Origin of the sequence: Porphyromonas uenonis 60-3 (assembly GCF_000174775.1) — a bacterium.
In the GTDB taxonomy this organism is placed as follows: domain Bacteria; phylum Bacteroidota; class Bacteroidia; order Bacteroidales; family Porphyromonadaceae; genus Porphyromonas; species Porphyromonas uenonis_A.
Genome location: NZ_ACLR01000034.1, coordinates 37943 through 64200, shown reverse-complemented (window position 1 = coordinate 64200; position 26258 = coordinate 37943). Strand labels below are relative to the sequence as shown.

Annotated in this window: 24 protein-coding genes and 1 pseudogene; 8 read left to right on the top strand and 17 right to left on the bottom strand. The window is 53.8% G+C overall.

The annotated features are described in order from the left end of the window. Window positions 1-28: 28 nt before the first annotated feature. The 3 genes from PORUE0001_RS01270 to PORUE0001_RS01260 are packed head-to-tail and all read right to left on the bottom strand — an operon-like array spanning window position 29 to window position 3595. Window positions 29-1234 carry a hypothetical protein gene (locus PORUE0001_RS01270; RefSeq protein ID WP_007364607.1) on the bottom strand — a complete coding sequence of 402 codons (1206 nt, stop codon included), beginning with the start codon at window positions 1232-1234 and terminating at the stop codon, window positions 29-31. 15 nt (window positions 1235-1249) lie between these two features. Further along, window positions 1250-2863 (bottom strand): InlB B-repeat-containing protein, encoded by a 1614-nt coding sequence (locus PORUE0001_RS01265; RefSeq protein WP_007364646.1) that lies wholly within the window; start codon window positions 2861-2863, stop codon window positions 1250-1252. 48 nt (window positions 2864-2911) lie between these two features. Beyond that, window positions 2912-3595: an HmuY family protein gene (locus PORUE0001_RS01260; protein WP_007364618.1), complete on the bottom strand. Its 684-nt coding sequence runs from the start codon at window positions 3593-3595 to the stop codon at window positions 2912-2914. 502 nt (window positions 3596-4097) lie between these two features. On the opposite strand from PORUE0001_RS01260, the gene PORUE0001_RS01255 reads away from it, so the two are divergent. The 3 genes from PORUE0001_RS01255 (at window position 4098) to PORUE0001_RS01245 (ending at window position 5774) form a co-directional block, all read left to right on the top strand. Then, window positions 4098-4604, top strand: coding sequence for an RNA polymerase sigma factor (locus PORUE0001_RS01255; protein ID WP_007364582.1), 507 nt, complete (start codon window positions 4098-4100; stop codon window positions 4602-4604). A 38-nt stretch (window positions 4605-4642) separates the two neighbouring features. Next, a complete protein-coding gene (locus tag PORUE0001_RS01250) occupies window positions 4643-5167 on the top strand; it encodes a hypothetical protein (RefSeq protein WP_007364600.1) in 525 nt (174 codons plus the stop codon). A gap of 76 nt (window positions 5168-5243) precedes the next feature. Further along, entirely contained in the window at window positions 5244-5774 is a 531-nt protein-coding gene (locus PORUE0001_RS01245) for a DUF4252 domain-containing protein (RefSeq protein WP_039865209.1), read from the top strand. Between the two features lie 261 nt (window positions 5775-6035). Here the strand turns inward: PORUE0001_RS01245 and PORUE0001_RS01240 are convergent, their stop codons facing one another. The 14 genes and pseudogenes from PORUE0001_RS01240 to PORUE0001_RS10790 all read right to left on the bottom strand — a co-directional run. After that, window positions 6036-6569: a CD225/dispanin family protein gene (locus PORUE0001_RS01240; protein WP_007364632.1), complete on the bottom strand. Its 534-nt coding sequence runs from the start codon at window positions 6567-6569 to the stop codon at window positions 6036-6038. Window positions 6570-6873: 304 nt separating this feature from the next. Beyond that, window positions 6874-7353 carry a Csac_0668 family 2Fe-2S cluster-binding (seleno)protein gene (locus PORUE0001_RS01235; protein ID WP_000700631.1) on the bottom strand — a complete coding sequence of 160 codons (480 nt, stop codon included), beginning with the start codon at window positions 7351-7353 and terminating at the stop codon, window positions 6874-6876. After that, window positions 7343-8824, bottom strand: a complete 1482-nt coding sequence (rlmD, locus tag PORUE0001_RS01230) for a 23S rRNA (uracil(1939)-C(5))-methyltransferase RlmD (protein ID WP_007364605.1) — start codon at window positions 8822-8824, stop codon at window positions 7343-7345. The genes PORUE0001_RS01235 and rlmD overlap by 11 nt, the downstream gene beginning before the upstream one ends. 3 nt (window positions 8825-8827) lie before the next feature. Then, window positions 8828-10225 (bottom strand): phosphoglucosamine mutase, encoded by a 1398-nt coding sequence (gene glmM / locus PORUE0001_RS01225; protein ID WP_007364590.1) that lies wholly within the window; start codon window positions 10223-10225, stop codon window positions 8828-8830. A gap of 73 nt (window positions 10226-10298) precedes the next feature. Further along, window positions 10299-10928, bottom strand: coding sequence for a DUF4827 domain-containing protein (locus PORUE0001_RS01220; RefSeq protein WP_007364620.1), 630 nt, complete (start codon window positions 10926-10928; stop codon window positions 10299-10301). Between the two features lie 32 nt (window positions 10929-10960). Continuing rightward, on the bottom strand, window positions 10961-12043 hold the full coding sequence (locus PORUE0001_RS01215; protein WP_007364636.1) for a DHH family phosphoesterase: 1083 nt from the start codon (window positions 12041-12043) through the stop codon (window positions 10961-10963). A gap of 368 nt (window positions 12044-12411) precedes the next feature. Continuing rightward, window positions 12412-13338, bottom strand: a complete 927-nt coding sequence (gene cbiB, locus PORUE0001_RS01210) for an adenosylcobinamide-phosphate synthase CbiB (RefSeq protein ID WP_007364595.1) — start codon at window positions 13336-13338, stop codon at window positions 12412-12414. Between the two features lies 1 nt (window position 13339). Next, a complete protein-coding gene (locus PORUE0001_RS01205; RefSeq protein WP_007364633.1) occupies window positions 13340-14359 on the bottom strand; it encodes a pyridoxal phosphate-dependent aminotransferase in 1020 nt (339 codons plus the stop codon). Next, window positions 14356-15837 (bottom strand): cobyric acid synthase, encoded by a 1482-nt coding sequence (locus PORUE0001_RS01200; RefSeq protein ID WP_039865206.1) that lies wholly within the window; start codon window positions 15835-15837, stop codon window positions 14356-14358. The genes PORUE0001_RS01205 and PORUE0001_RS01200 overlap by 4 nt, the downstream gene beginning before the upstream one ends. Further along, window positions 15830-16360: a histidine phosphatase family protein gene (locus PORUE0001_RS01195; RefSeq protein WP_007364587.1), complete on the bottom strand. Its 531-nt coding sequence runs from the start codon at window positions 16358-16360 to the stop codon at window positions 15830-15832. The genes PORUE0001_RS01200 and PORUE0001_RS01195 overlap by 8 nt, the downstream gene beginning before the upstream one ends. A gap of 7 nt (window positions 16361-16367) precedes the next feature. Beyond that, a complete protein-coding gene (gene cobS / locus PORUE0001_RS01190; protein WP_007364604.1) occupies window positions 16368-17153 on the bottom strand; it encodes an adenosylcobinamide-GDP ribazoletransferase in 786 nt (261 codons plus the stop codon). 22 nt (window positions 17154-17175) lie between these two features. Beyond that, complete coding sequence (gene cobT, locus PORUE0001_RS01185; RefSeq protein WP_007364584.1) at window positions 17176-18180, bottom strand: nicotinate-nucleotide--dimethylbenzimidazole phosphoribosyltransferase; 1005 nt, start codon at window positions 18178-18180, stop codon at window positions 17176-17178. After that, a complete protein-coding gene (locus PORUE0001_RS10795) occupies window positions 18177-18716 on the bottom strand; it encodes a bifunctional adenosylcobinamide kinase/adenosylcobinamide-phosphate guanylyltransferase (protein ID WP_232501381.1) in 540 nt (179 codons plus the stop codon). Before PORUE0001_RS10795 ends, cobT begins: the two co-directional genes overlap by 4 nt. A gap of 60 nt (window positions 18717-18776) precedes the next feature. Next, window positions 18777-19262 (bottom strand): annotated as a pseudogene (locus PORUE0001_RS10790) (histidine phosphatase family protein); the annotation flags it as partial. Between the two features lie 818 nt (window positions 19263-20080). Between PORUE0001_RS10790 and PORUE0001_RS01175 the strand changes: the two are divergent. The 5 genes from PORUE0001_RS01175 (at window position 20081) to PORUE0001_RS01155 (ending at window position 25848) form a co-directional block, all read left to right on the top strand. Further along, window positions 20081-20854 (top strand): Ig-like domain-containing protein, encoded by a 774-nt coding sequence (locus PORUE0001_RS01175; protein WP_007364623.1) that lies wholly within the window; start codon window positions 20081-20083, stop codon window positions 20852-20854. Window positions 20855-20882: 28 nt separating this feature from the next. Further along, entirely contained in the window at window positions 20883-21374 is a 492-nt protein-coding gene (locus PORUE0001_RS01170) for a TlpA family protein disulfide reductase (protein ID WP_007364612.1), read from the top strand. A gap of 66 nt (window positions 21375-21440) precedes the next feature. Beyond that, window positions 21441-23162, top strand: coding sequence for a DUF6029 family protein (locus PORUE0001_RS01165; RefSeq protein WP_007364637.1), 1722 nt, complete (start codon window positions 21441-21443; stop codon window positions 23160-23162). Window positions 23163-23203: 41 nt separating this feature from the next. Then, complete coding sequence (locus PORUE0001_RS01160) at window positions 23204-24052, top strand: Omp28 family outer membrane lipoprotein (RefSeq protein WP_007364606.1); 849 nt, start codon at window positions 23204-23206, stop codon at window positions 24050-24052. Window positions 24053-24084: 32 nt separating this feature from the next. Beyond that, window positions 24085-25848, top strand: coding sequence for a T9SS type A sorting domain-containing protein (locus PORUE0001_RS01155; protein WP_007364615.1), 1764 nt, complete (start codon window positions 24085-24087; stop codon window positions 25846-25848). The last annotated feature ends 410 nt before the right edge of the window (window positions 25849-26258 follow it).

Below are 26258 nucleotides of genomic sequence, written 5' to 3'. Positions count from 1 at the left end.
GTCTAAGACAAACGGTCTTGGCAAGCTCTTAGCGCACCACCTTGAAGGTCTGGGCACCAGCCTTGATTAGGTAGGAGCCTGCGGGTAGCGTCGCCGTGCTGATGGTAGCCACGCCCGCTACGGGCTCTACGACCTGTAGGCAGTGCCCCTCAAGGGTGTAGAGCTGTACGGCACGCTCGGTGCCACTCACCGTCCAGCTGTCGGCTCCGCAGGAGAGAGTGCACCGCTCTGTCGTGTAGACGGGCTCTACGTAGGTAGGCTTACTGGCCTCGTAGACAAACTTACCTCCATCGTACTCGCCGTCAGCATCATTTCCCCGACTAGAGGCTACAGCCTCTGGAGAGGAGTTGTATAGGAGAGGCATCTCTAGGAGCGTGTAGTTTCGCAGTCCGTTTAGCATGAGGTCCGAAAGGTTGGGCATAGGATAATAGGTCTCCTCAGCCTTCTGACCAGCTACAAAGGTCCAGTCTGTTGGGAAGTCACTGGTCCCAGTATTGACTAGATTGCCCTTGTCATCTGGCGAGTAGATCCACTCAGTGAGGCCATTCTCAGAGGTTAGCGCAAGACCTACCATATAGCGTCCCTGCGCATCAAAGGTTATCTCCTCGGCCTCATAGAGCTTGTCATCTACGATAGAGGTACGCTTGCATAGCTGACCACGGTCGTTGTACTCTAGCGTAATGTCAAACGAATCATACCACGAGAAGTTGCGAGGATCCAAGAACTTCACATGCGCCTTACTCGGCAAGCCACTCTCAGTGTATTGGATTGAGATCTTACGATCCTCCACAAGCGTTGTATCAGAGGCGACCGTATTGAGATTGTACCAGCGGGTGTATTGGGTGAGCTGCCCCTTGTCGTTGTAGACGAAGATGTCACGCTTGGAGACGACTAGATCTGGCCAATCCTTGCGATAGTCATAGGTCTCTCGCTGCCAGCACTGCCCCTTGTCGTTGTAGAGATACTTCTCATAGCTGACTAGCTCCTTGGACTTAGAGATGGTGTCGGTCTGATAGTGGTCCATACGGATGAGGTTGTTGTGCCCATCGTAGTGATACTCGAGGTCTTCGTATCCATAGATGCCCTGGATAGCGGAGAGTCTATGCGTAGCGCTGTTGGGGACGTGGTAGAAGTTGCTGATTTGCTTGAGATCCGTCACCTTCTGAGCTGTCAGCGATAGTGTGGCAGCTAGGATGATGAGGAGACTAGAGAGGATATTTCTTGTATAGTTCATAGGGTTGGTCCATTTTTATAGATTGATCTTGTAGGTAGTGTCACCGATGGTGAGTAGATAAGCGCCTGCGGGGAAGCTCTCGGTGCTGACCGTGAGCGTCTCTCCCGCCTGAATGCTCGTACGTAGGAGGGTCTCACCGAGTAGCGTGATCAGTGCTACAGGCTGATCTGTCGCCACGCCTGAGATGATGAGCGCATCACCTGTACGAGCGATCGTAGGAGCTACACCCTGAGGAGCGTCAATGGCTGTGCGCTGCTTGAAGGTGGCGATGACATTCACATCCTCATCCTCGATCGTGATGCTCTTGCTCTCCATAATATCCTCACCATTGGCCTTGAGGGCGATGAGGAAGTGCTGATCATTCTTGGGGGTGCAGGTAAAGTGTACCGTGGTACCCTCGGGAACGGCCTCTAGATTGGGGTAGTCCGCTGTGACGGTGCCAGCACCTAGTGTCTTGATCGCCACACGATAGGTCGGTATGGGGATCAACTTATACTGAGCGGTGACCTGTACATCGCTGTGAACCTTGATATAAAGGCTCTTGGTGATGTCTTCGTCGCCAGCCTTGACCTGCTCTAGCTCGTAGCCCTTATCGGGGGTGCAGATGAAGTGTAGGATAGCCCCCTCGGGGACCTTTGTGAGGTCATACTCTTGCTCCTTTACTGTAAGGGCACCGTGCTCAGGCTTCTGAAGCGATACACGATAGCTCTTGACAGGGCTAAAGGTTGGCGTGACGGTGACATCAGCCTTGACGATGAGTGTGCGGGTGTTTGTAATGTCCTCTGTACCTGCCATAAGCTTGGTCAGAGCATACCCATCCTCAGGCTCTGCGGTAAAGGTCACAGCACTACCCGCCAGGAGGTGCGTCAGGTCTACACCCTCGGGAGCTACGATGCGACCATGCTCGGCCTGAGCTATGGTTACCTTGTGATAGCTCTGCTGGGGAGCGATGATCACTTTGCCCGCATACTCATCCTTGCCATCGAGGGTGATGGACATGACCTTGTTGAGCTCTGCCACCTTAGCACCGCTGGGAGAGGTGATAGCACATCCCTCGAGGGTTAGCTCCTTGAAGTAGCCGATGGAGACAACGCCCTGGTCATTGATCGTTGAGGCGGTGACATAAGCTTTGTCGATCAAAAGGTGAGAAGAGAGGAAGTCTCCCACGATTCCGCCATTGAGCCCGATGGCTGTAACGGACACCCCATCGGCGATGGTCAGGCTGGCGCCATTACGACAAGCATAGGCGTTAGCCTGCTCAGAAGTAATGCTGAGAGAGCCAGGACCAGTAATGCGGACAGACGAACGCATCATGATGGCGTCATCAGAGCCCGTGCATACGATCTGGTTAGTCCCCTCTACCTGTATGGTTATCTCGTCAGACATCCAGCCTGTGAGTATCCTCGAGATGGTATTGATCTGGACATCTCGCAGTGTGAGCGTCCTAGTTGCAGCCGTCCAGGATACGGAGCCCTTCTGGTCTGCCGGAAGTAGCTGCGCCTGATCTGTAGCGGGGTCAAAGGGTCTCTCCATAAAAGTCATCTCCTGCGCCCCCACTGGGAGGGTAAATAGCCACAAGGATATGGCTACGCCAAAGAGCTTTAGGAGCAGTGGTAATTGTAGATTCATTGATTGATTGCGTTTTGATGTTTGTATAGCATGTGTGTCGTCAGTTTGCTACTTCTTATCTACCTGTATGGCATACTCGATGGTGATGTAGCCACGGTGCTTCTTGTTGTCCTGATAGTCTAGGACGCGTAGACGAGCTATCTCACCAGAGGCTGAGCGGACGAGATAGATACCGTTGTCCCAGTAGACCTGAGGTGGCATACCCTCCTGCCAGATGACGCCCTTGTTGGTATAGCCCCCATATCCGTCGCACTCAGAGGAGAGGAGGAAGTTGGCCTCTTGCATCTCATACTTAGTCCTATGAGAGCCGAGCCCATCATCTTCAAACTGCATCAGGAGTAGCCCCTCACGATCGAGCGTCCACTCGCTATCCTCAGGAGTAGGTATATCTGCGGTTAGGACCTTCTGCTTGGTAATGCGCACGGCAGCACCCTTGCCTTTGCCCGAATCCCCACCATTGGTCTTGAAGTCGTAGCGGTGCAGTCCTAGATCCCACGAGAGGTCATTGGCAGGGTCAGTCACCTGGACCAGCTCACCAGTAGTAAAGTTTAGGTAGACCCACTTGGTGTAGTCGGTCGCATCGATGGTCATTCGCTTGACCATCCACTCTTTCTTGGGATCAGCAGGCGGAGTGACTGGATCGTCTGGTGTATGGCCAGGTTGTGGCGCAGGCTTGTGGCAAGCGACACATAGGAGCATCACCAAGAGTGTCAGTAGTGATAGTTTCTTCATAAATAGTTGGATTGCTTTTATTGTTAGTCAAAATGGCTTTGCAAAGGTATCGTTTGAAAGGCATGTGTAACAATACCTACATGTAGGTATTTTCGTTTAAGACCTGCTGAGAGATGTCTAATTATCTTAGCCACTTTCGGTGAATTTCTAGGTTTATCGGCATTTCCTCCCGAGGAATTTGAAATCCTCCACGGAGGAATAGAAAAATTCTTCGGAACTTTGATTTCATTCTTCCGAACTTTCATTTCATTCTTCCGAACTTTTATTTGCCGGTTCCGTGGAGAATTTTTATTTGCTACCGAGCTATTCGCAAATTCCTCCCGAGGCGTCGGATTTTCAGGCTCAATGTGTCAGCTTTCGCAACACTTTATAATTCGAGAGTTGATGCGCTGCAACATTTCGGCGACTCACTCGTCTTATAGGTGTAAGGCACTCTTCTGGACCGTTGGTCCGAGCGTCATACAGTTATACATTGAGTAGTTTTTAGTTTACAGTGATTACAATGGATGGAGCCACTTTCATACAGACCTACGTCCCCCTACGGCCGACGATCCTACAGGTCTGTATGGCTCTCCTATCCAATGAGATGGAGGCGGAGGATGTGACCCAAGATGTGCTACTGAAGCTCTGGGAGCAGCGCGCACATCTAGATGAGGTCGCATCGCCTAAGGCTTACGCCATCCGCATCGCTCGCAACAAATGCATCGACACACTCCGTGCGCCGGCACAGCGCCTGCGCAATGCGGAGGAGCCTACAGAGCTAGAGATGCCACTGGTCACTACGACCCCACAGGAGGATCTTATAGCTCAGGAGCAACTCACTCGCATCAACGACTGGATCGCGACCCTGCCCGAGCAGCAGCAAGAGGTGTGGCGACTGCGACAGGAGATGATGCTCACCAATGATGAGACTGCTCAGCGCATGGGACTACAAGAGGTGACCGTCCGATCGATGATATCACGTCTACGCAAGGAGGCACGAAAGCTTTTTGCAGATATGCGGGAGTGATCCGCACACCTTATTATATATAGAATACAGAAGCCACTATGATACATTCATCACACGACATAGACCAGCTACTAGAGCGCTACTACGACGGGACGACTACGCCCGACGAGGAGTTCGTACTCTACCTAGCACTCCTACAGGAGCAGCCAGGATCGCCATACTATGCCGATCGCATGCTCCTAGAGGCTACCCTACAGCGTGCTGCCACAGAGACGCGGAGTGCAGCACCAGCCCCCACCCCTCGCTGGCGGGTATGGGTGCGCAAGTACGCCGTTGCGGCTGCTGTGCTACTCATCGGCGGTGTAGGGGTCTCCGTCTTCCAGTGGGGACGCAACAGCCGACAGGCGGAGCTATCCCTGCGCAATGGTCAGCCGATACCGCAGGAGCAGGTCAATGAGTATGCGCTCGCAGCTTTTACCAAGCTGGGCGACTGCATGCAGCTCTGCTCTGAGCAAAACGATGAGATCGGCGAGCTCTTTGGTCGCCTGCAGGACTCTTACCAGAACTCGATGGAGAAGATTCCCTTTGTCACAGAGGATGGATGGACCCTGACGGGCGATTGATTTTACCCACGACTGCAACAATTCGTCCTCTCAAACGACTTATATATAGAATCCCCTTGATACAGTCATATAGACTATGAAAGCATACATTACTCATATCTCACGCCTGAGCCTCTTGACCCTCACGATGCTTCTCCTGCTGGGACTACCCACATCGGCGCAGCGACACTCGGCTCGTACACGTGTCAATACCTCTAGGCTCATGGAGATCAAGAATGTGGATGTCATATACATCTCCCCCGCAATGCTCCAGAGTGTCCCCAAGGCGAGTCTCAGGATAGACGGCGCAGAGTCTATGGCGGGCATCATGGACGGCATCACGTCGATACATATTTACACCGCCTCTGACCGCAAGGCGATACAAGAGATACGTCGTACCTTCGCTCCAATCATCGAACTACGCCGCTCGGACCTGGAGCAGCTGATGTATGTCAAGAACGATGACGGAGTCGTCAACTTGATCGGCCAGATACAAGGAGACAACGCCTCCGAGCTATACATGTTCGTCTCGGGCGATGACGAGTACACGGTGATCAATTTCTCGGGGAGCTTCTCCCGCCGACAGCTCGAAAAGGCGGTCACCCAAGACAATCGCAGGCGCAAGTAGCGACTCGCCGTCTGCACTCCAGACCCATTTATACTTAACCTTTCAGTAAGAACCTACAAACGGGCTACACGTTACTGTAGCAACTTGCGAAGCGCGACCATACGTGAGTACCGTACACGCTCCATACACGGAGAGCCCGAGAGGGACCGTGTGGCAAGACTGTTTTGTGATTAGTTTTAGTTGTAAATTGAACAGAAGCGACGAGAGGGAGCCCCACCACGGGGACTCCCTCTCTTTATATGAGTGATACTATAGTATCTACTAGTACTGACTGAGGGCAAGGATAGAAGCTCCCGTGACAGCAAGTATGATAAAGTATATGACCCAAACAGCAGCTGCAGCAATGGCTGATATAATCACCCACTTGCGAGCGTTACGGCTGGATTCATTAGCACCTGCGTAGTCGCCTTGCTGGAAGCGAGAGGAGACCTGTGTAGAGTAGACGATAGCAACGACACCTCCTGGTATACAGCAGAAGAGCGTCACTAGAATACTCCAAACAAGGTAATTGGGAGGAACAACCTGCGTGTTAGGTGCCTGAGGCTGAGGATTACCATAGGCTGGAGCAGCATTGTAGGCTGGAGCCTGTGGTGTGGCTGTAGGCTGGGATGCTTCTGGTATAGGAGCTTGTGATGCAAAGAGCGAGCTCAGCTCAGCAACCTGCTGTGCTGGTACCCAGTCACTCATACCCTCTGTCCACACGGGCGTCTGAGGGGTAACCTGCTGAGTAGTCAACTGGTCAATGGTGAATGGACCGCTCTTCTCCCCATTGATGACGAGATAGTACTGTTTCATAGTCTATATGTTTTGTGATTAGAGTTGGGATATATGACTTGTCTTCATACAGTGTCCAGAGGCATATCCAGACTTAGTCGTAAGCGACTGACGATGCTTTTGGCGATGGGCGCTGTAATCTGCCGTTTCTTGTGCGAAGTTAAGCAATTCTTACTATTCGATCCTATGCGCTCTTCTCCTGCTACTCAGTACGCTCCAGTAGCACCACATGCTCAACCCCTATGGTTATGGGGAACATATCCACGCTCGTAGATGGAAACATATCAAAGATTGGCTCTCGTTTGTAGGAACATATCGACTGTAATTATTTCATTTTCAAGCCTTTATCGATAGCTTCCTGAATAATCTTATGACAACAAACTCCCAACGGATTGTTTTCTTTACAATTAGAATTTTTCATTGCCCCAGTGATGGCATTTACTTCTTTTACGGATTTCGCGCCATGCTTTACAACTGCTTCAATCACCTGATTTTCTGTGACTTCGCTACAATAACAAGCATACTTAGGATCTGCATCTTTCTTAAACCAGATAGGAACTCTAACTTGGTCTTTCAAGAATTTTATTTCATTATCTAAGTTATAGTAAACAACGTCGCAGTCCTCGTTCATGCAAATCTTATATTGATCTCCGTTAACAGCATTACGATAATCATCTACCACTAGATGTTCAACAGTTACTTTACTAACGGAAATCCCTTCATTATTACATACAGGACAATTGTCTTTAATTTGATCCGGCTTTTCTGTTTTGCATCCACAACAACATTCATTATTAATCTTCATCTTCCCCTATTTCTATATCTAAATGATGTTCTGTATTTAGTTTGGACAACAGAGCTACCGTCTCCACGTGATGCGTATGGGGGAACATGTCAACAGCGCAAGCCTTCACGGCTCTGTACTGCCCCTCAGCCATGAGGAGCGCTAAGTCTCGGGCTTGTGTCGCTGGATTGCAGCTGACGTAGACGATGCGCTGAGGAGCCGCCCGCAGGATCACCTCCACGACGGGCGCATCCATACCTGCACGTGGCGGGTCGGTCACCAGAACATCAGGACGACCATGCGCTGCGACGAAGTCATCGGTCAGGATCGCCTTCATATCGCCTGCGTAGAAGGTAGCGTTCGTGATCCCGTTCTGATCTCTATTGACAAAAGCATCCTCGACAGCCTCTGGCACATACTCGATCCCGATGACAGAGCGACAGCTTTGTGCCAAGTAGTTGGCAATCGTCCCAGCGCCTGTGTAGAGATCGTAGACCACTTCATCGCCCTTGAGCTGAGCGTATTCGCGCACCTTCTCGTAGAGTCGCTCCGCCTGACGACTATTCGTCTGGTAGAAGGACTTAGGGCCGATACGATAGCGCAGACCGTGCATATTCTCCTCGATGTATGGCGCACCGCTGTAGAGCTGCGCCGGGAGATCGGCGAGGCTGTCGTTAAACTTCGTATTGACCATATAGTAGAGCGACGTGATCTGGGGAAAGCGCTCACGCAGCGCTTCTAGCAGTTGCACGCGTAGCTCCTCCGTTCCCTCGGCAAAGGCGATCAAAACCATCAGCCCGCCCAGCGTTGTGGTGCGGATTAGGAGCGTTCGCATCACGCCTTCGTGCGCTCTCTGGTCATAGTAAGGGTACTCCTCCCAGCGCGCCAGGCAGTAGTCGTTGAGATAGTCTCGAATCTCCGAAGCTATCGGGTCGGCTATCTGACAGGTCACGCCATGCAGGTCTAGTACCTTGTCAAACATTCCCGCCTTGTGAAAGCCTACCCCACAAAGCTCTTGTTCGCTCGCTTCCTCGGGAAGGCTTTTGAGCTCCTCCTCGGTGAGCCAACGCTTTTTGCTAAAGGTAAACTCGACCTTGTTGCGGTAGTGCCACGGATCCTCGCATCCTACGATCGGCTCGGTGTGCTCAATGGCTATATGTCCGATGCGCGTCATGGCGTCTGCGGCTTGTTGCGACTTACCACGGAGCTGCTCGTCGTAAGGTAGCTGTTGCCACTTGCACCCGCCACACGCTCCGAAGACTTCGCAACGAGGCTCCACACGTAGTGGCGAAGGCTCCAGGAGCTCCTCGATGGTGCCCAACATATAGCTTCGCTTGGAGCGACCGACACGTATGCGACAACGGTCGCCTGGCGCTGCATAAGGGACGAAGAGCACCTTGTCCTCGACATGTGCTACGCATTGTCCCTCGGCACCCATCCGCTCGATGAGTACATCGTCCAGATATCTCGGCTCTTTGCGTTTTCTTGCCATAGGCTACTTGCGAGCGAGTTGCTGCTCCACGAGCGAGACGTACTCATCAGCCAGCGCAGAGGCAGCCTCTTCCGTAGGAGCCTCCGTGTAGACACGGACGATCGGCTCCGTATTGCTGGGACGTACCTGCACCCACGAGTTGTCAAAGTCAATCTTCAGTCCATCCTCCGTCAGGGGCTTCAGCGAAGCGACCTCACGCTCCAGAGTGGCGAAGAGAGCCGTCACGTCAGTGCCCGCAGGTAGCTCCACACGACGCTTACACATGGCGTAGTCGGGGTAGCGCTTACGTAGCTGGCTCACCGTCTCGCCACTCTTCGCCAAGTGAGTTAGGAAGAGCGCAATGCCAACGAGCGCATCGCGTCCAGCATGCAGACGAGGATAGATGACGCCACCGTTGCCTTCGCCACCGATGAGTGCGTCGGTCTCTCGCATACGCTTGACCACGTTGACCTCGCCAACAGCTGCGGGCGTGTAGCTTCCGCCATGCTGCTCGGTAATGTCTCGCAGAGCACGTGTCGAACTCATGTTAGAGACCGTGTTCCCTCCCTCATGATAGCCGAGGAGGTAGTCAGCGACAGAGACCAGTGTGTACTCCTCGCCAAAGGGGTGGCCCGTCTCGTCAATGATCGCTAAGCGATCCACGTCTGGATCTACCGAAAAGCCCACATCGGCACGTGCTATGCGCACCAATTCGCAAAGATCCACGAGGTGACTAGGCAGTGGCTCGGGATTGTGGGCAAACTTTCCGTCGGGCGTGTCGTTGATTCCTCTCCACTCCTTGACGCCAAGCGCCTCAAAGAGCGGAGGCAGAGCGATAGCGCCGACCGAATTGATCGGATCGTAGGCGACCGTCAGCTCAGCTTTGCGGATAGCCTCCACATCCACTTCGGGCAGTGCGAGGATTGCGTCAATATGCTTCTGCAGATAGGAGTCGGTCGAGATGACTTGTCCCAAGTCTTCTACCGAAGCAAAGGGAACCGTGTGATCCTCCGAGAGACGCAGCACCTCGTTGCCACGATCCACATTGAGGAAAGTGCCATCGCTCCCGAGGAACTTCAGCGCATTCCACTGTATTGGGTTGTGCGAAGCGGTGATGATGATGCCACCGTCAGCACGATGCCCTAGGACAGCCATCTCAGTGGTCGGAGTCGTAGCCAGACCAATGTTGATTACATCGCAACCCATACCGAGGAGCGTGCCGATGACCACCTGCTGAACCATCTCGCCCGATAGGCGAGCATCGCGCCCCACCACAATAGTTGGTCTACTGATAGACTCGTATAGCTTGATGTGCTGTGCATATCCCACGACAAAGTGCGCTATCGTCAGTGGGTTGAAGCCGTCCGTCAGAGAGCCCCCGACAGTACCGCGTATTCCTGAGATTGATTTGATGACCGTCATAGTTTTGATTAAGTGTGTTGTTGGGAAAAAACGAGTAGCTTGTGCATACTAGCGCCAAAGATACTGGATAAGGCTAAGACTCCTCGACAAACTGGTACCAGACCTCCTCGCAATACATTGGGGCACCCGCATTGTACGCTATGTTTGGCCCGAGGAGGAAGGGGATGAGGAGACGTATCTTAGCGCCATTGCCCACCATCGTGAGCGGATAGGCGATACCCTCACACATCAGTGCGTCGATCGAGTGACCAAACTGCTCTTGGATCAGCTTGTAGTGGATAGAGCCGTTGCGGTCGCGTGAGTTAATGTAGATAAACTCCGTGGACTGCTGGTAGCCCTTAGAGAGATTGTCGAAAGAGGGGTTGTACTCTGGTGCGATGAAGCGACCTTTCATCCGCAGCATGACACGCGTCCGCTCAGGCGTCGCCAGCTCAGCTCCTTTGTCGAGGACCTGCATGTAGACCCCGTTGGGGAACTTGTACCACACGCCTGGGTCAAACTCGCGCTGCTCCTCGACGCCCTCCTGCACATTCATCCCTTGCTCCTGAATGAAGTTGTCAATTATCTTCTGCTCGTCACGTAGCATCTCCGAGAGCGACTTGATGTGCTGCTTATCTCGACAGCTAGTCAGGACGCCCTGCCCTAGGAGAAGCATCAGAACAAGCGTCACAAGAGCGGTGAAGGTATGGTTTGTTGCTTTCATATTTCTATTGTCTAGTCTCTAATTTCTAATCTCTAACAGTCTGGGTAGCGGTGTACTAGTTCACGCAATCCCTCCCACACGAGTGCTAGCGCATCCGATAGCGTGCCCTGGTACTCAGCGCCCGCAGCGTTTAGATGTCCGCCCCCGCCAAAGATCGCGCTCGCCACCTCATTGACCGGCAAGTTGCCCTGCGAGCGAAGCGATATCTTGACGGGCTCGTCGGGATCACGCTGCTCTCGAAGGAAGGCGACAGCTCGTATACCCGCCACGTCAAGGGGTACATTGACTAGGCCCTCTGTATCTCCTGGCTCTATGCCAAAGCGGTCAAAGTCCTCCTGCCTGAGCGTAAAGACCGCCACCCCTAAGTCTAGGTCGTAGGTCGTACGCTCATTGATGATGTAGCCGAGGAGTCGCTGTCGACTCAGCTTGTCGCTCTTGAAGATCCGTAGCACAATCTCCTCGTGTCTCGCTCCGACCTCTAGGAGGTGAGCGATCGTCCTAAAGAGCGTCGGCGTAATCTGCCCATGTCGCAGGAGACCCGTATCCGTGTAGGTTGCAGCCAGCAGGCAGGTCGCCATATCGGCACCGCCATGGAGCTCTAGCTCTCTCGAGGCACCGCCACCGAGTAGCTCCGCTATGAGAAAGCCCGTAGCACAGGCCGACGTGTCGCTATACATCTCATTGACCAGCCCCATATCAGGCTCTGGATGATGGTCTATCATCACGGAGCGCACCTCGGGCTTGCCCACGATCTCAGCGACCAAGCCCTCGAGCGGATTGCCGATACGCCCCAGATGGTTGAAGTCCACTAGAAGCAGTAGCCTAGCCTGAGCCAATATCTGACGTATCGGCTCTAAGTCACTCTGCGCCGAGAGCTGATGTACCGTCTCAGCCCCGGGGAGCCAGCGCAGGTTGTCTGGCATGCGCCCCACCACTAGGATGGAGACCTCGTCAGCGCCCCGTGCCAACAGGTAGCTACGCAGTCCCAAGGCACTGCCTATGCAGTCCCCGTCAGGCGACTTGTGCCCCACGATGACGACACGACGCTCGCCCACATCTCCTAGAGAAGTAAGCTCCAACGTATCTGACAAAGGTCTATTGCTCAGTTGCGACATAGTGATCTGTGAAGGTATACACCCGCAAAGGTACGAAATTAGAGGTTAGAGATTAGAAGTTAGAGATTAGAGGTTAGAGGTTAGAGGTTAGAGGTCCGATTGCTCTCGCTAATTGCCTGCCAGCAGTTGACAGCCGATCACCGCCACTCAGCCCACACCTCCGAGGAAATCAAAAATGCCTCCGTAGAAAACGGAAATCCTTCACGGAGGTATAAAAAAATTCTTCCGAACTTTGATTTGCTTCTTCCGAAGTTTCATTTCATTCTTCCGAACTTTTATTTCGGCCCTCCGTGGGGAAATTTCGTTTCCTCACTGGAGATTCCCAAATTCCTCGGGAGAAATTGAAATCAGCGGAGATGTGGGAGCTATTAGATCAGCCCTCGGATGAGAAGGTCGGTGAGGAGGACGAGGAGGCTGGCGAGGAGCGTGACGGCGATGACGATGATGATGGTGCGTCGTAGCGTCTGTGCGGTGACTGCGTGGAGCGGGGCACCGATATAGGGCTTCTCGACGAGCATGCCGTGGTAGATGTTGGGGCCGCCAAACTGTACGCCGAGGATCCCCGCCAGAGCGGACTCAGGATAGCCCGAGTTGGGGCTGGCATGCTTGCGTGCATCCCGCCAGACGGTGCGCACGGCTCGTCGACTCGGAGCCACGAGGAGCATCAGGAGTGCCGTGAGACGAGACGGGATATAGTTCGCAGCGTCATCGAGGATACGTGCAGCAAAGTAGCCAAAATCCTTGTAGCGTGGATCTTTGTAGCCGATCATGGAGTCGAGCGTGTTGATCATTTTATAAGCCATCATGAGCGGTACGCCACCCAGAGCGTAGAAAAAGAGCGGAGCGATGACCCCATCGGAGAGATTCTCCGCAAGCGTTTCTAGGACGGCGGTACGGATCTGCGCAAAGGTGAGCTGCGAGGTGTCACGACCCACGATCCAGGAGAGACGCTTGCGAGCTCCCTCGAGGTCGCCAGCCACCACGTAGCGCTCTACCGCCAAGGCTTCGCCGATCAAGCTTCGCGGACAGATAGCAAAGAAGAAGAAAACCGTTTGCCAAGCCAATAGTGCGTAGCGATAGTCCGCTAGGAACCATTCGATAGCAAAGAAAAAGCCCCATACGCCCAGCACGAGTGTGAGGGCGAGGAGCGTGCCTTTTGCCTTCTGATGGGGCGGATGGTTGAGCCAGCGCTCGCCCCATGCGATGAGCTGGCCGAAGAGTCGTATCGGATGGAGCGCCCAGCGTGGATCGCCGAGGAGCAGGTCGAGGAGGAGTCCGAAGAGTAGCGGGTACATACTATAAGTAGCTTGACAAACCTCGGAGTAGCGCCTGACCAGCTTCGGGAGACTGCACCGAGAGGCGGAAGTGGCGCGGCGAGAGGGAGCGGAAATTGGCCGCATCACGGATCAAAACGCCATGCTGCTTGACGAGGTACTCCTTGAGCTGGGCTGCGGTGCCACGTCCCTCATCTAGACAAGCGAGGAAGTAAGGTGTAGGGCTGGGTATCAGCGAGATGCCTGCGATCTGCGCCACCTCATGCGCAAGATGCTGCGCCTCCCGCACTAAGCCCGTGGCATCAGGCAGTAACCGGTCGTAATGCTGGCAAATGTAAGCGCCAGCCTCTAGGGCAAGGGCATTGACACTCCAGGGCGAGCGGAGGGGCTCTAAGCGAGCCAGCAGCGAGGGGTGAGCGACGATGTAGCCGAGACGTATGCCTGGGAGCGCAAAGCTCTTCGTCAGCGAACGAACAAGGATCAGATTGGGGTGATGCACCACTTCGTCTAGGAGCGTCACGGGCTCGGCACAGAGTTCGGCGTAGGCTTCGTCCACGATTACGTAACTATCTGGATGAGCCGTGCAGTAATTGAGGAGCGCCACACGATGAGAGATGTCACCATCAGGATTGTTTGGCAGAGCACTCCAGAGGAGATCGGCAGGAGTGCTTTGGCTGGCTATGGCACTCGTCGGGATATAGTTGAGGTGGTGGCGATAGAGCTGGCAAGCGTCCTCATACTCGGCAAAGGAGGGGACGGTGATGAGCGTCTCGCCACCCGCAAAGAGATGGGCTAAGAGATAGAAAGCTTCCGTCGATCCACTCGTTACCAGTAGCCAGTCGGGGTCAAGGCGCCAGTGCTCAGCCAAGAGCTCCCGCAATTCTTTCGCTTGAGGGTCTGGATAGTGGCTTAGGCTCTCTAGTCGCCCTGAGAGGTGGCTGATGATTTCGCCCGCATGGTTGCGATAAGGCACATTGCTAGAGAAGTCGTAGCGCACGAGCGCTCCGTAGCTGTATCGGTCGTCCCCGTGTCCTACTATCATACGTTGCGCAGACTTTTGAGCATGTACTCTATATCAAGATGCTGACGCATGTGCTCAGCAAGGCGATCGTAGGCAGCTTCGCGGGTAGCGAAGGTTCGCTCTAGGTGAAAGGTGCGCTCAGGCGCTACCTCGTGCAGGATCTGCTGCAGGATCGCTTCATTGTCCCAGATGCCGTGCATGTAGCTTCCCCACAAGCGAGGGGAGACCCAGTAGCCGTCGGGCGTTTCGCCAGCCCTCATAACTACCGGCGACTCGGGCGCATCGATGGGCTGCGTGACCCCGCAGTGGATCTCGTAGCCTTGACAGTCGGGGGTACCCGTGGGAAGGTAGGTAAAAGTGGAGGTACGCACCGCTTTATTGCTCTGCAGCGTGGTCTCAGTGGGCAGAAGTCCCAGACCACGGACGGTGCGTGGCTCGCCCTCGACGCCATCGCTGTCGGTGATGCGCAGACCCATCATCTGATAACCGCCACAAATGCCGTAGAGCGGCCGACCCGCCTTGTGATGAGCCTGGATGACTGCCTCAAGTCCCTCGGCTTGTAGCCAGAGGAGGTCGTCGATCGTGTTCTTACTGCCGGGGAGCATGATGATGTCCGCCTGGCGAAGCGCCTCAGCGTCGGAAGTGAAGTAGAGCGTGACGCCAGAGATGAAGCGTAGCGAGTCAAAGTCGGTGAAGTTGGAGATGTGTGGCAGTCGTACCACCGCCACATTGAGCGTATCGGGGCGAGGCTGTGCGGCGTAGCTGTCGATGGAGACGCCATCCTCCGCATCTATCTGCATATTCGGTAGGTAAGGGAGCAGACCTACGACGGGGACTTTGGTTAAGTCCTGAAGGATCTTTCGCCCAGAGTCAAAGAGCGAGCTGTCACCTCGGAACTTATTGATGATGATCCCCTTGATCGCAGCACGCTCTGCTGGGGGCAAGAGCTCGATCGTCCCGTAGAGACTGCCGAAGATCCCTCCGCGCTCGATGTCTGCCACGAGGTAAACGTCAGCGCCCGTCCGCAGAGCCACCCGCATATTGACGATGTCCATGGGCCAGAGGTTGACCTCCGAGATACTGCCTGCGCCTTCTATCACGATCGGGTTGTACTGGCTCGCTAATCTGTCGAACGCTTTCATCGCCTCTACAAAGAGAGGCTTGCGCTGCTCGACGTTGAAGTAAGAGCGTGCCGACTGATTGCCCACCGCCTTGCCGTGGAGGATCACCTGCGTCGTCTGATCGGCCGTCGGCTTAAGGAGGATTGGGTTCATATCGGTGTGACAAGGTATCCCGCACGCCTCAGCTTGCACCGCTTGCGCACGACCTATCTCGCCTTCTTCGGGAGTAGGATAGCTATTAAGCGACATGTTTTGCGCTTTAAAGGGAGCGGGCTTGTACCCCTCCTGCAGCAAGATACGACAGATGCCTGTCGCTACGATGGACTTCCCCACGTCGGAGCCAGTTCCGACGAGCATAATCGGCTTTAGCTTACTCATATTGATATATCTCTCCAAAGTTAACCTCCAGCGCCATCGCTTCGCTAGGCGAAAGCTTGCCCAGCAAGATACGATAAGCGCGAATGACCCCAGCGTGCGTCACAAGGAGCGTCTGACTGCCCTTGTCTCGCTCCGCCTCGAAGTCGGCTACCCGCGCCAATAAGTCGTCGTGGCTCTCGCCTCCTGCCGTCTTAGCGTGCCAATAGTCGGCAAACCACGCACGTCCCGCCTCTTGCTCGTAGACTTCCTCCCAGGGGAGCCCTTCCCACGCCCCAAAGTTCAGCTCACGCAGTCGCTCGTCCTGACGAACGGTCAGTCCCTTTGTCAGGGCTATCGCCTCTGCGAGGACAACACAGCGGAGCGACGGACTACTGTAGACCTTGTCTAGCTGGACTTCCCTCAGCTCTGCGATGATCTGAGCCACATAGCGAGGGTACTCCTCCGAGAGTGGCACTTCGAGCCAGCCGTAGCAGATGCCCTGCGGTAGGGCAACGGGGGTGTGACGCACGAGGTAAAGACTCATATACCGATCAAGCGTAGATAGTTACCACAAGCGTGACCAAGAGTAGCGTCAGCTCGGCAAAGCAGACGATAGCTCCCATCACATCGCCCGTGTATCCGCCGATACGTTTGTTGCTAATGCGCATGATCAGGAGCGCCTCCCCCGTCATCAACACAGGAGCCACGACAGCAGCCTGCCAAGGCAAGAGGAGGAGTGCCAAGATCGCCCAGACAGCCGCAATGAGTAGCGTCTTCGTCGTGACAGATTGTCGCAAATGCGTCGCCTTGCTCGCCTCGCCACTCTTACGAGCGTAGGTCGAGAGACGTATCACGAGGATAGGCACCCAGCGCGACACTACAGCCATCGCAATAATCGTTCCAATGGCGGTCTCGTAAGGTATGTAGCTCAGCAGGACGACACGACTCATCAGGAGCATCACTAGACCCAGTATACCGTACACGCCCGTCGAGCTGTCCTTCATAATGCGTAGCGTCGTCTCCCTATCGTGATACCCTCCGAAGGCATCGCAATAGTCCGACAAGCCATCCTCGTGCATCCCGCCTGTGACGACTAAACCAACGATCACACTCATCACCGCAGCCACGGCATTCGGCAGGTAGTAGCCAGCCAATGCGTAGATCCCCGCCATCAGCACTCCGACGATCGCACCCAGCAGAGGAAAGTAGCGAAAGGACTCCCCCATCCGCTCCTCACTATACGCCACATGCCCCACTGGTATGCGGGTGTAGAAGAGCAGCGAGAGACGAAGTAGGTCCCACTCAGAGCGTATCGTGCGTAGCAAGTGTAAAGCCATAGGTCTAGAGTCTCTTTTCTTATTAGTCTACACGGCAAACCGCCGCATCGTCAAAGCCACGCATATTATTCATAAAGGCAACGGCCGACTGAATGATCGGATAGGCAACGAGAGCCCCCGTCCCCTCGCCGAGGCGCATCTCCAGCGACAGGATTGCCTCTCCGCCAAAGTAGTCAATCATCGCTTGATGTCCTGGCTCCTCGGAGGTATGAGCGAAGAGCACATTATCCACAATACGTGGCTCCATCTCGTGTGCCACCATAAAAGCTGAGGTAGCAATCACCCCATCCGCAAGGATTAGCATACCTCTCTTGTAAGCCTCTAGGACGCCTCCACAGATAGCCGCTATCTCTAGTCCGCCCATCTGCGACAGTAGCTCCATAGGGCTCTGCGGATTGTAGCGTGCAGCCACCGCCTCGAGCACCTTCGTCTTATGTTCTAGCCCCGAGCCACGCAGTCCCGAGCCAGGACCAATGATCGAGGCAATAGAGCGTCCCGTGATCTTGTGCAGGATCAGCGTTGCTGGCGAAGTATTGCCGATACCCATTTCGCCGAAAGCTATCACATTACTTCCACGCTCCGCCTCTTGCGCCACACATTGAGCGCCAATCATCATCGCCTCAGCGCATTCCTCAGTCGTCATAGCTGGCTCGTGAAGCATATTGCGAGTGCCGTGCATCACCTTAGCCGACTCAATGCGACAAGCCTCAGGGAAGTCGTAGTCGACGCCCACATCAATGACCCGCAGGCGAAAGCCATTTTGCCGTGCCAAGACACTACAAGCTCCTCCGCCCGAGACGAAGTTGATACATTGCTGCCAAGTAATCTCCTTAGGACAGGGGCTCACGCCCTCCTCGACGATCCCGTGATCCGCAGCCATCACCAGCAGCACTGGGTCAATCAGCTGAGGCGTCACACTGTGCTGTATCATGCCCACCTTGTAGGCGATGCGCTCCAGTTGCCCCAGCGCCCCCTTTGGCTTCGTGCGACTGTCGATCCGCTCTTGTAGTGTTTCCTCAAAAGTCATCTGCTCTCCTCTTTATATAAGTCCGAAATAAGCTCCGTGCACAAAGCTCTCCCAGAGACCATCAGGTAAGCCTCATCGGCCGTGGCAGAGATATATTGGTTGACCCACCCTTGTAGATCTACAAAAGCCCGAGACCCCGCATCAGGCGCATGCAGGCTCATGCCGATCTCGTTGCTCACCACGATCAGCACCTCCGCCTTGCAGTGATGTAGTAGCTCCTGCCACTCACGACGCGCCTCACTGAGCGAAGCCTCAGCGTCAAACTCCAGGTCGCTGTATATATTCGTAAGCCATAGCGTCACACAGTCGATCAGCACGACACGCCCAGCAATCTGCGTTTGGCTCAGATAGCGAGGCTCCTCGATGGTAGTCCACTCTGGTCCCCGGTCCGCTTGGTGACGCGCTATGCGACGCTCGAACTCCTCATCCCAGTGACGTGCCGTAGCCAGGTAGATAGGTCGATCCGACAGCGAGCGCGCCAGTCGCTGTGCGTAGCCACTCTTGCCACTGCGCTGGCCACCCGATATGTAGATCACTCGAGGGCGCTGGCAGAGCTTGCCATCCTCATATAGACGATAGTCCCCATTCGGGAGAAAGGTGATCTCCTCCACCTTGTCCAAGGGACCGCCCTGTAGCAAAGCCTCTAGCACCCTCATCGTAAAGCCGTGACCCATGAGTAGCACCAGATCATCCCTACCGTGTCGCTCTTGTAGCTCCTCTAGGAAGCTCTGCAGACGCGTCGCAATCGCCTCCACCGACTCGATCTCGTGCGGCTCCTCGTCTAGTGGCGGGAGCTCAACAAAAGGACGCCCCTCCCACCGACCGAAAGCACGCTCGCGCAACCGTCTGTCCAGCGTCAGAGGCGCCTTACAGCCACTCGCAGAGATCATCAGCTCAGCCGAGCGCTGCGCTCGCAGCTGATCACTACTATATATATGTGTGATGGGACACCCCTTCAGACGGTCACCCAGCTGGAGGCATTGCGCCACCCCTCGTCGGGTTAGCGTGCCAGCAGTCTGTCCCTGACAAATAGAGAGCAAGTTCTCCTCAGTCTCTCCGTGACGTGCTATAAGCAATCGCATAGATCAGTCTCTAGATTAAAAAGGCTCCTCCAGAAGCCTCTTGCAAAGGTAGCGAATTTAGAGGTTAGAGATTAGAAGTTAGAAAATAGAAATTAGAAGTTAGAAAGTAGAAATTAGAGGTTAGAAGTTAGACCATTCCGATGGCTCTGATGGCTCCGATAGCTCCGATGCTCTCCGAAACCCTTCAAAGCCCTAGACACCACACCTCCGAGGAAATTGAAAATGCCTCGGTAGAAAATGAAAATCCTCCACGGAGGTATAAAAAAATTCTTCCGAACTTTGATTTGCTTCTTCCGAAGTTTCATTTCATTCTTCCGAACTTTTATTTCCCGGCTCCGTGGAGAATTTTCGTTTCCTCATGAGCTATCTAGAAATTCCTCCCTGGACGACCAATCCCACGTAACGCACCTCAGCCTATATCCAGCGAAAGATTTATGAAGCTATATATTAAAAAAACATTACCTTTGCTTAGCTCAAGAGGACAAAGGAGTCTCCACTCCTCTCTAAGCAGAAATAATCCATATCAACACACAAAGCAAGACTAAATCACGAAAGCAAGTATCTCTAGGGCTTTGCCTTGACTAACTACCCGACTTGGGGCAGCTACAGCAAATCAAACAAAGGCTCAACTGCACCTAATCAGCAGTTGAGCCTTTTCTTGTTCCTTGTGCTCACAGCAGGAGCCACCACCCTACAGCGGACTAATCAACGTGCAGAGATGTACAGTATCTACCATTTCAAAACAAGAACCTACTATATCCGATAGTTTTATTACCTTTGGGGCGACATAGTTTATCCATCTAACCTAAATATTCCAAATGAAATCAACTTATCTATCTCTCACGCTAGCACTACTCACACTAGCATTCCTGACCTCTTGTGGACCCGATGCTCTGAAGCCAAAGGTTGAGGTAACCGACTTATCATTCAAAGCAACCACTGCTACCTTGCAGCCTGGCGCGACGCTACAGCTCATCGCTACAGTCACTCCCTCAGGTGCTAAGGTAACCTTTACGTCTGACAACACCGCCGTAGCCACTGTCTCAGAGACGGGACTAGTCAAGGCTGTCGCACTCGGCACCGCTACCATCACGGCTCAGGCTGGCGACAAGAAGGCTACCTGCGTTATTACAGTCGCTGAGGCTAAGAATGTAACCATCTTTAATAAGCTAGACGGACAAAAGTACCCCTCTGGGAGCACCATTGACTATGTTGCTACCATATCTGAGGAAAAAGCACGAAGCTATGACCCTGAGCTCTTCTTTAGTGTCCTCAAGACTGAGCAATATAGTGGAAGCATGACCTTTGACACTCCTATTGATGGAGGAGTCTGTCTAGGGGATCAGTGCAAGCCAGCTAAGAACCTACCCCTCTTTACCGCTAAAATTACGCTGATATCAGACGATGAGGGTGTTGATCCTGACGAGTACGGCAAGAAGAAGGGGGAGATGACTCCGCTAAACACGCACATCAAGCTAAACACAAAAGCGGGTGAGACCTACAAGAACCGTATGACCATCGAGTTCGCTCCCTTGATGGGAGAGGGCGAGACACTCAAGTGGACGATCAACCTGGCCATCACCGTCAAGTAAGACATACTCATAATTAACAGACACAAATATGAAGCACGTTCTAACTATCCTACTATCTCTCATAGTAGTCACCGTAGCACAAGCACAGCTACCACAAGTCGAGCTCAAGGATCTACAAAACAATGTAGTCAACACGAGCGAGCTAAGCAACGAGGGCAAGCCCTTTATCATCTCATTCTTCGCCACCTGGTGCAAGCCTTGTCTGCGTGAGCTCAAGGCTATTCACGAGGATTATGCAGACTGGCAAGAGGAAACGGGCGTCAAGCTCATCGCTGTCTCTATCGATGAGGGGCAAAACGCTGACCGCGTCAAGCCACTAGTCGATGCTCTAGGCTTTGAGTACGAGGTGCTCCTAGATCCTAACGGAGACTTCAAGCGAGCTATGAATGTCAACATGATCCCTCACGTCTTCGTCATCGATGGCAAGGGGCGCGTCGCATTCTCTCATAGTGGCTACACCGAGGGTGGTGAGCAGGAGCTCATCGCTAAGGTACGTGAGCTACTAACCACTGAGGAGTAGTCGTAGGACGCTCCGACACACTGCATCTATACATACATCCTCTCTTTAGACATTACCACTGAACCTATGCGACACCTCGTACAGCGTCTCTGCCTCCTCTCATGGCTCTCTATAGCTGGTCTCACCGCCCTCTCCGCTCAGAGCAAGAGCGAGTGGAAAGCGTGGGACAAGTTCAAGCCTTCCTTTAGCGTGCAGAGCGATATGCTCTTCTCCCTAGACAATAAAACTAGCGGATACAAGTCCTGGATGAGCAATAGCTACATCACGGGAACCTTACGTAACAACTACCTTGAACTGGGACTACGCTACGAAGATTTGCTCCGTCCGATGCCAGGTCACGAGCCTGAGCAGGGACGAGGCATACCACACCTGCACCTTAAGGGATTCATCGGTCAGTATGGCGAGGTGACGCTGGGAGACTTCTACGATCAGTTTGGCTCCGGCATCCTCTTCCGTAGCTATGAGGAGCGCACGCTCGGCATCGACAACGCTGTGCGAGGTGTCCACGTAGCCCTCACACCCTACGATGGGGTACGACTCAAGGGCTTCACGGGTCAGCAACGCAACTACTTCGACCGCACCTTCCGTCTCTTTCACAAGGAGCGTGGCTTCATATCAGGAGGCGACGGTGAGCTAGCGATCCATCAGTGGGCGCCAGCACTGCGAGACAATCAGATGACCCTCACACTGGGTGGCTCTTACGTCAACAAGGTGGAGGGTGATGAGGTAATCCCCGTAGAGACACCCGCTGGTATGACAGGAGCGATGCGGCTCAACCTGCCCCGTCAGGTGCATGCCTTCGGAGGACGCGCTAAGTTTACACTCGGAGGCTGGGTGCTCAATGGAGAGTATGCCTACAAGAGTAGCGACCCCACAGCGAGCAACCACTACATCTACGCACCTGGCTCGGTAGCAATGCTCTCGACCTCCTACTCACAGCGTGGACTGAGTCTCCTACTACAGGCGAAGCGTAGCGAGAACTATAACTATCTCTCCGCACGCTCTTCCGTCGGTACGCCACTTCATATCAATCACCTGCCAGCTTTTACCGCTAATCACACCTATACGCTCGCTGCGCTCTACCCCTACGCGACACAGCCCGAGGGTGAGTGGGCACTCCAGGGAGATGTGCGCTACACCATCCCAAGAGGTACCCTACTAGGGGGTAAGTACGGCACGAGTCTGCGGGTCAACTATGCACATATCCGAGGTCTCAAGAGCGTTGCTACCGATCAGCTCCCACTAGGTGCCGAGGAGAGCAAGCTCTACGGCACAGACGGCTACAAGCATCCCTTCTTTGGGATGGGAGAGCTGTACTACTCCGACTTCAACTTCGAGCTGAGCAAGAAGTTCTCTCGCTCGGTCTCTCTGACCTTCGAGTACTATCATCAGATCTACAACCAGCAAGTGGTCGAGGGGCACGCGATCAATAATCCGCTCGTCTATAGCAACATCTTCGTCCTCGACGGCAAGTTCAGACTATCTCCGCGCTACACGCTACGCACCGAGCTACAATATCTAAATAGTCGTCAGGCTGAGGGTAGCTGGCTCTTTGGGCTAGCCGAGCTATCCGTAGCACCGCACTGGATGTTTACCCTCTCTGATCAGTACAACATAGATGTCACCAAGGAGCACTACTACATGGGCTCACTTACCTATGCCAAGGGCAATCACCGCCTACAGCTCGGCTACGGACGTACACGCGCAGGGATCAATTGCTCAGGTGGTGTCTGTCGCTATATGCCCGAGACGAAGGGTATATACCTAAGCTACAACGGATCCTTCTAGCGCTCCACCACCTCATTCACCCATTTGACTATAACATTGAGATGAAACTATCTACACGCTATACCATCCTGTCCGCTTTAGCCCTGCTCCTCATGGTCTCTTGCAAGCCTATGCCAGAGAGCGAGCGACTCATCCCCAATGAGATCGAGACAACCAACGGACGCACCGTACTCGTCGAAGACTACAGCGGTGTGGCCTGTATCAACTGCCCGACCGCGGCCAGCCGTATCACCAAGGCTGCCAAGGCGCATGGTGACAAAGTCGTCATCGTCGCACTACACGGGAGTAGGACTGATATCGGCACCCAGCCCGAGGAAGACCCTAAGGGACTATATAGCCCCGAGGCAGCGACCTATCTTGAGCGACTTCAGGCGGGCGGTTCGCTTCCTATCGCGACTTTCAACCGTCGTCCGCTCACCAGCAACGGCGACAAGCCCTTTAGCGACAGCTATCCCCAGTGGCCCGCCGAGATGCAGTCCTGCCTAAAGCTACCACAGCTCTACAAGATTGATCTGCAGGTCTCCGAGAGCGACCGCAAGGTGACGACCCGCTGCACCGCTACGGCACTAACCCCCGCTAATCAAGGGGCAGCTACCGAGCTCTACCTACAGCTTTGGCTCATTGAGGACGGTATCGTAGCTCCTCAGCACCTCATGGGAAGGACCGAAGCTGACGCTAACTACCAGCACAACCACATCTTCCGTCAGACGCTCAACGGCCTCGACGGAGAGGCTTACCAGCTCGGTCAGAGCTACGACAAGACCAGCACCATCGAGCGCGAGGTCATCGTGCCCGACCACTGCTCCGTCGTCGCTATCCTCTACGACCACAAGACTGGCGAGGTCTACGAGGTCGCCAAGGCCCCTCTCAAGGGTCACGCCACTCACTAGAAAGCTTAACAACAAGCCAAACAGAATAACTTATGAACAAACTAATTACACGCTTAGCACTAAGCATCACACTCGTTGGAGGCATGCTCCTACCAGCGACCCAAGCTACGGCACAGCAGGAGGTCTCTATGCAAGAGCTCCAGCTCATCCAGCCATCTGGACTGAGAGCTGTCAAGCCACTTGTCAATGACAAGGCGAACCTTATGGTCGACCTCAAGACCTCTCAGTACAAAGCCAAAGACATCAATGGCAAGGAGTACGACATCGATGCCATCCTCAACTCTGGCAAGCTCATCCTCTTTGACTTCTCTGCTAGTTGGTGTGGTCCCTGCTGGGCAGTACACTCTGCAGGTATCTTAGACAAGCTCTATGAGAAGTTCGGTCCCAAGGGGACTGACCAGATCGTAGTCCTTTGGGTCGAGGCTAGTGGAGAGCCCATCGAGGCTATCAAGGGTGACAAGACAAAGTTCAACCGTAACAAGACGCAAGGCGACTGGACCAAGGATCCCGATGGCAAGCCTGTTCCCTATCCCATCATCTCCGACTCAAAGCTACATGCTACGCTTGGCATTGACGTAATTGGATTCCCCACACTAGCCCTCGTTGGAAAGAATAAGTGGATTCAGTGCTGGAGTGAGTTAATTACGAAAGACCCTGAGTTCCCAGACTTCGTAGATCTCATGGATCTCTTTGTAGACGAGAATTCTGCACCCAAGACGGTAAGCTTCCAGGGACCGAAAGAATTCTACCAAGGTGAATCCCTCACGATGCGCCTTTTCTATAGATCTGTCGCCCCAACCACCGAGGTTAAGTGGGAGGCTCCCGAGGGTGTCACCCTTAAGAAGGTCAACGACGAGGAGTACACCGTATCCGTCAATAAGGTCGGCACTTACGAGCTCAAAGCTACGGTAACGAACAAGAATGGTAGTGCCACTGGCAAGACAACCATCACCGTCTCTAAGCCTATTGACACCTTCCCCTTTGAGGCTCGGATGGACACCAAGGATAAGCTTGACAAGGGATGGCGCTCCATTGACAACGATGGCGATGGACTAGGCTTTGAGTCTTTCTCTGGTCAGGGCTTCCTAGAGCGTCTCGGCCTCACGTTCAAGAAGAAGATTGGCGCAGAGAATAGCGATGACTGCCTTATCTCCTTTGGAACCTTCTATCCCAATAAGGTAAAAACCAACTCCAAAGGACAGCTTACAGGCTTTGAAGGTCTGACGATTAAACCAGACAATGTGCTTCTCTCTGCACCACTCGTCATCCCAGCCGACGTTGCAAAGCCAACCTTCTCTTGCTACATCTCGAGCTTCTTCAATGCCACGAAGGCAGATCAGCTCAAAGTGATGGTCTCTGAGCTTAATGGCACCCCAGTAGAGCTAATAGCTCCACAAAATGCAAACTCAGAAGACTGGACGCTCATTTCTGCAGACCTCTCTGCTTACAAGGGCAAGACCATCCAGCTCTCTCTCGTTCCTGTGGTCAATGGCTCTAGCGCTATCCTCGTAGACCAGCTACGTGTCACCATGGATGGCAAGACCGATGTAGAGGCTCCTACGCTAAGCCTAGAGACGACTCTCTACCCGAACCCCGCTAGTGATTACGTCACCGTCCGCACACGTGTCGGCAGTACCATCGAGCTCTTTGCTGCTGATGGCACGATGCTCTCCACGACGCAGGCTACGGGTGAGCGCACCACGATAGCGCTCGCACAGCTACCCGCAGGACGCTATATAGCACGCATCACCTCGCTAGAGGGTGAGGTAGTCTTCCGCCCACTTATCATCAAGTAAGGCTCCCTGACAAACTTACGATAGGCACCCCAGCGATGCCATCGTAACGCAAGCAACTAACAAAGGCAGACCATCGAGACGCCCCAGTGTGTCTCGGTGGTCTGCCTTTATTCTGCGCCTACCTATACTGACCCCCAGAGGAGTTTTGGAATTGCTCAATGGATATTTTCTAACATCCACGGAGGAACAAAAAAATTCTTCGGAACTTCGAAATCTTTCTTCCGAAGTTTCATTTCATTCTTCCGAACTTTTATTTCGGCCCTCCGTGGAGAAAGTTCGTTTCCTCACTGGAAAATCAGAAATAGATCGGAGGAAACGACTCGCACTCGAAACGAACGGAGCAATTAAAACAAGTAGCCCGCTGTAGAGATCCTACAACGGGCTACTTTCGTTAGGTCGGTCGGAGCGCT

Bases quoted from the DNA above. Each gene is read 5' to 3' on its own strand.
- PORUE0001_RS01170 (WP_007364612.1), top strand. From the start codon at position 20,883: ATGAAGCACGTTCTAACTATCCTACTATCTCTCATAGTAGTCACCGTA.
- PORUE0001_RS01155 (WP_007364615.1), top strand. From the start codon at position 24,085: ATGAACAAACTAATTACACGCTTAGCACTAAGCATCACACTCGTTGGA.
- PORUE0001_RS01195 (WP_007364587.1), bottom strand. From the start codon at position 16,360: ATGAGTCTTTACCTCGTGCGTCACACCCCCGTTGCCCTACCGCAGGGC.
- PORUE0001_RS01160 (WP_007364606.1), top strand. From the start codon at position 23,204: ATGAAACTATCTACACGCTATACCATCCTGTCCGCTTTAGCCCTGCTC.
- PORUE0001_RS01260 (WP_007364618.1), bottom strand. From the start codon at position 3,595: ATGAAGAAACTATCACTACTGACACTCTTGGTGATGCTCCTATGTGTC.
- cbiB (WP_007364595.1), bottom strand. From the start codon at position 13,338: ATGTACCCGCTACTCTTCGGACTCCTCCTCGACCTGCTCCTCGGCGAT.
- PORUE0001_RS01245 (WP_039865209.1), top strand. From the start codon at position 5,244: ATGAAAGCATACATTACTCATATCTCACGCCTGAGCCTCTTGACCCTC.
- rlmD (WP_007364605.1), bottom strand. From the start codon at position 8,824: ATGGCAAGAAAACGCAAAGAGCCGAGATATCTGGACGATGTACTCATC.
- PORUE0001_RS01240 (WP_007364632.1), bottom strand. From the start codon at position 6,569: ATGAAACAGTACTATCTCGTCATCAATGGGGAGAAGAGCGGTCCATTC.
- PORUE0001_RS01270 (WP_007364607.1), bottom strand. From the start codon at position 1,234: ATGAACTATACAAGAAATATCCTCTCTAGTCTCCTCATCATCCTAGCT.
- PORUE0001_RS01215 (WP_007364636.1), bottom strand. From the start codon at position 12,043: ATGTCGCAACTGAGCAATAGACCTTTGTCAGATACGTTGGAGCTTACT.
- PORUE0001_RS01165 (WP_007364637.1), top strand. From the start codon at position 21,441: ATGCGACACCTCGTACAGCGTCTCTGCCTCCTCTCATGGCTCTCTATA.
- PORUE0001_RS01175 (WP_007364623.1), top strand. From the start codon at position 20,081: ATGAAATCAACTTATCTATCTCTCACGCTAGCACTACTCACACTAGCA.
- cobT (WP_007364584.1), bottom strand. From the start codon at position 18,180: ATGACTTTTGAGGAAACACTACAAGAGCGGATCGACAGTCGCACGAAG.
- PORUE0001_RS01250 (WP_007364600.1), top strand. From the start codon at position 4,643: ATGATACATTCATCACACGACATAGACCAGCTACTAGAGCGCTACTAC.
- cobS (WP_007364604.1), bottom strand. From the start codon at position 17,153: ATGGCTTTACACTTGCTACGCACGATACGCTCTGAGTGGGACCTACTT.
- PORUE0001_RS01205 (WP_007364633.1), bottom strand. From the start codon at position 14,359: ATGATAGTAGGACACGGGGACGACCGATACAGCTACGGAGCGCTCGTG.
- glmM (WP_007364590.1), bottom strand. From the start codon at position 10,225: ATGACGGTCATCAAATCAATCTCAGGAATACGCGGTACTGTCGGGGGC.
- PORUE0001_RS01220 (WP_007364620.1), bottom strand. From the start codon at position 10,928: ATGAAAGCAACAAACCATACCTTCACCGCTCTTGTGACGCTTGTTCTG.
- PORUE0001_RS01235 (WP_000700631.1), bottom strand. From the start codon at position 7,353: ATGAAGATTAATAATGAATGTTGTTGTGGATGCAAAACAGAAAAGCCG.
- PORUE0001_RS01255 (WP_007364582.1), top strand. From the start codon at position 4,098: ATGGATGGAGCCACTTTCATACAGACCTACGTCCCCCTACGGCCGACG.
- PORUE0001_RS01200 (WP_039865206.1), bottom strand. From the start codon at position 15,837: ATGAGTAAGCTAAAGCCGATTATGCTCGTCGGAACTGGCTCCGACGTG.
- PORUE0001_RS01265 (WP_007364646.1), bottom strand. From the start codon at position 2,863: ATGAATCTACAATTACCACTGCTCCTAAAGCTCTTTGGCGTAGCCATA.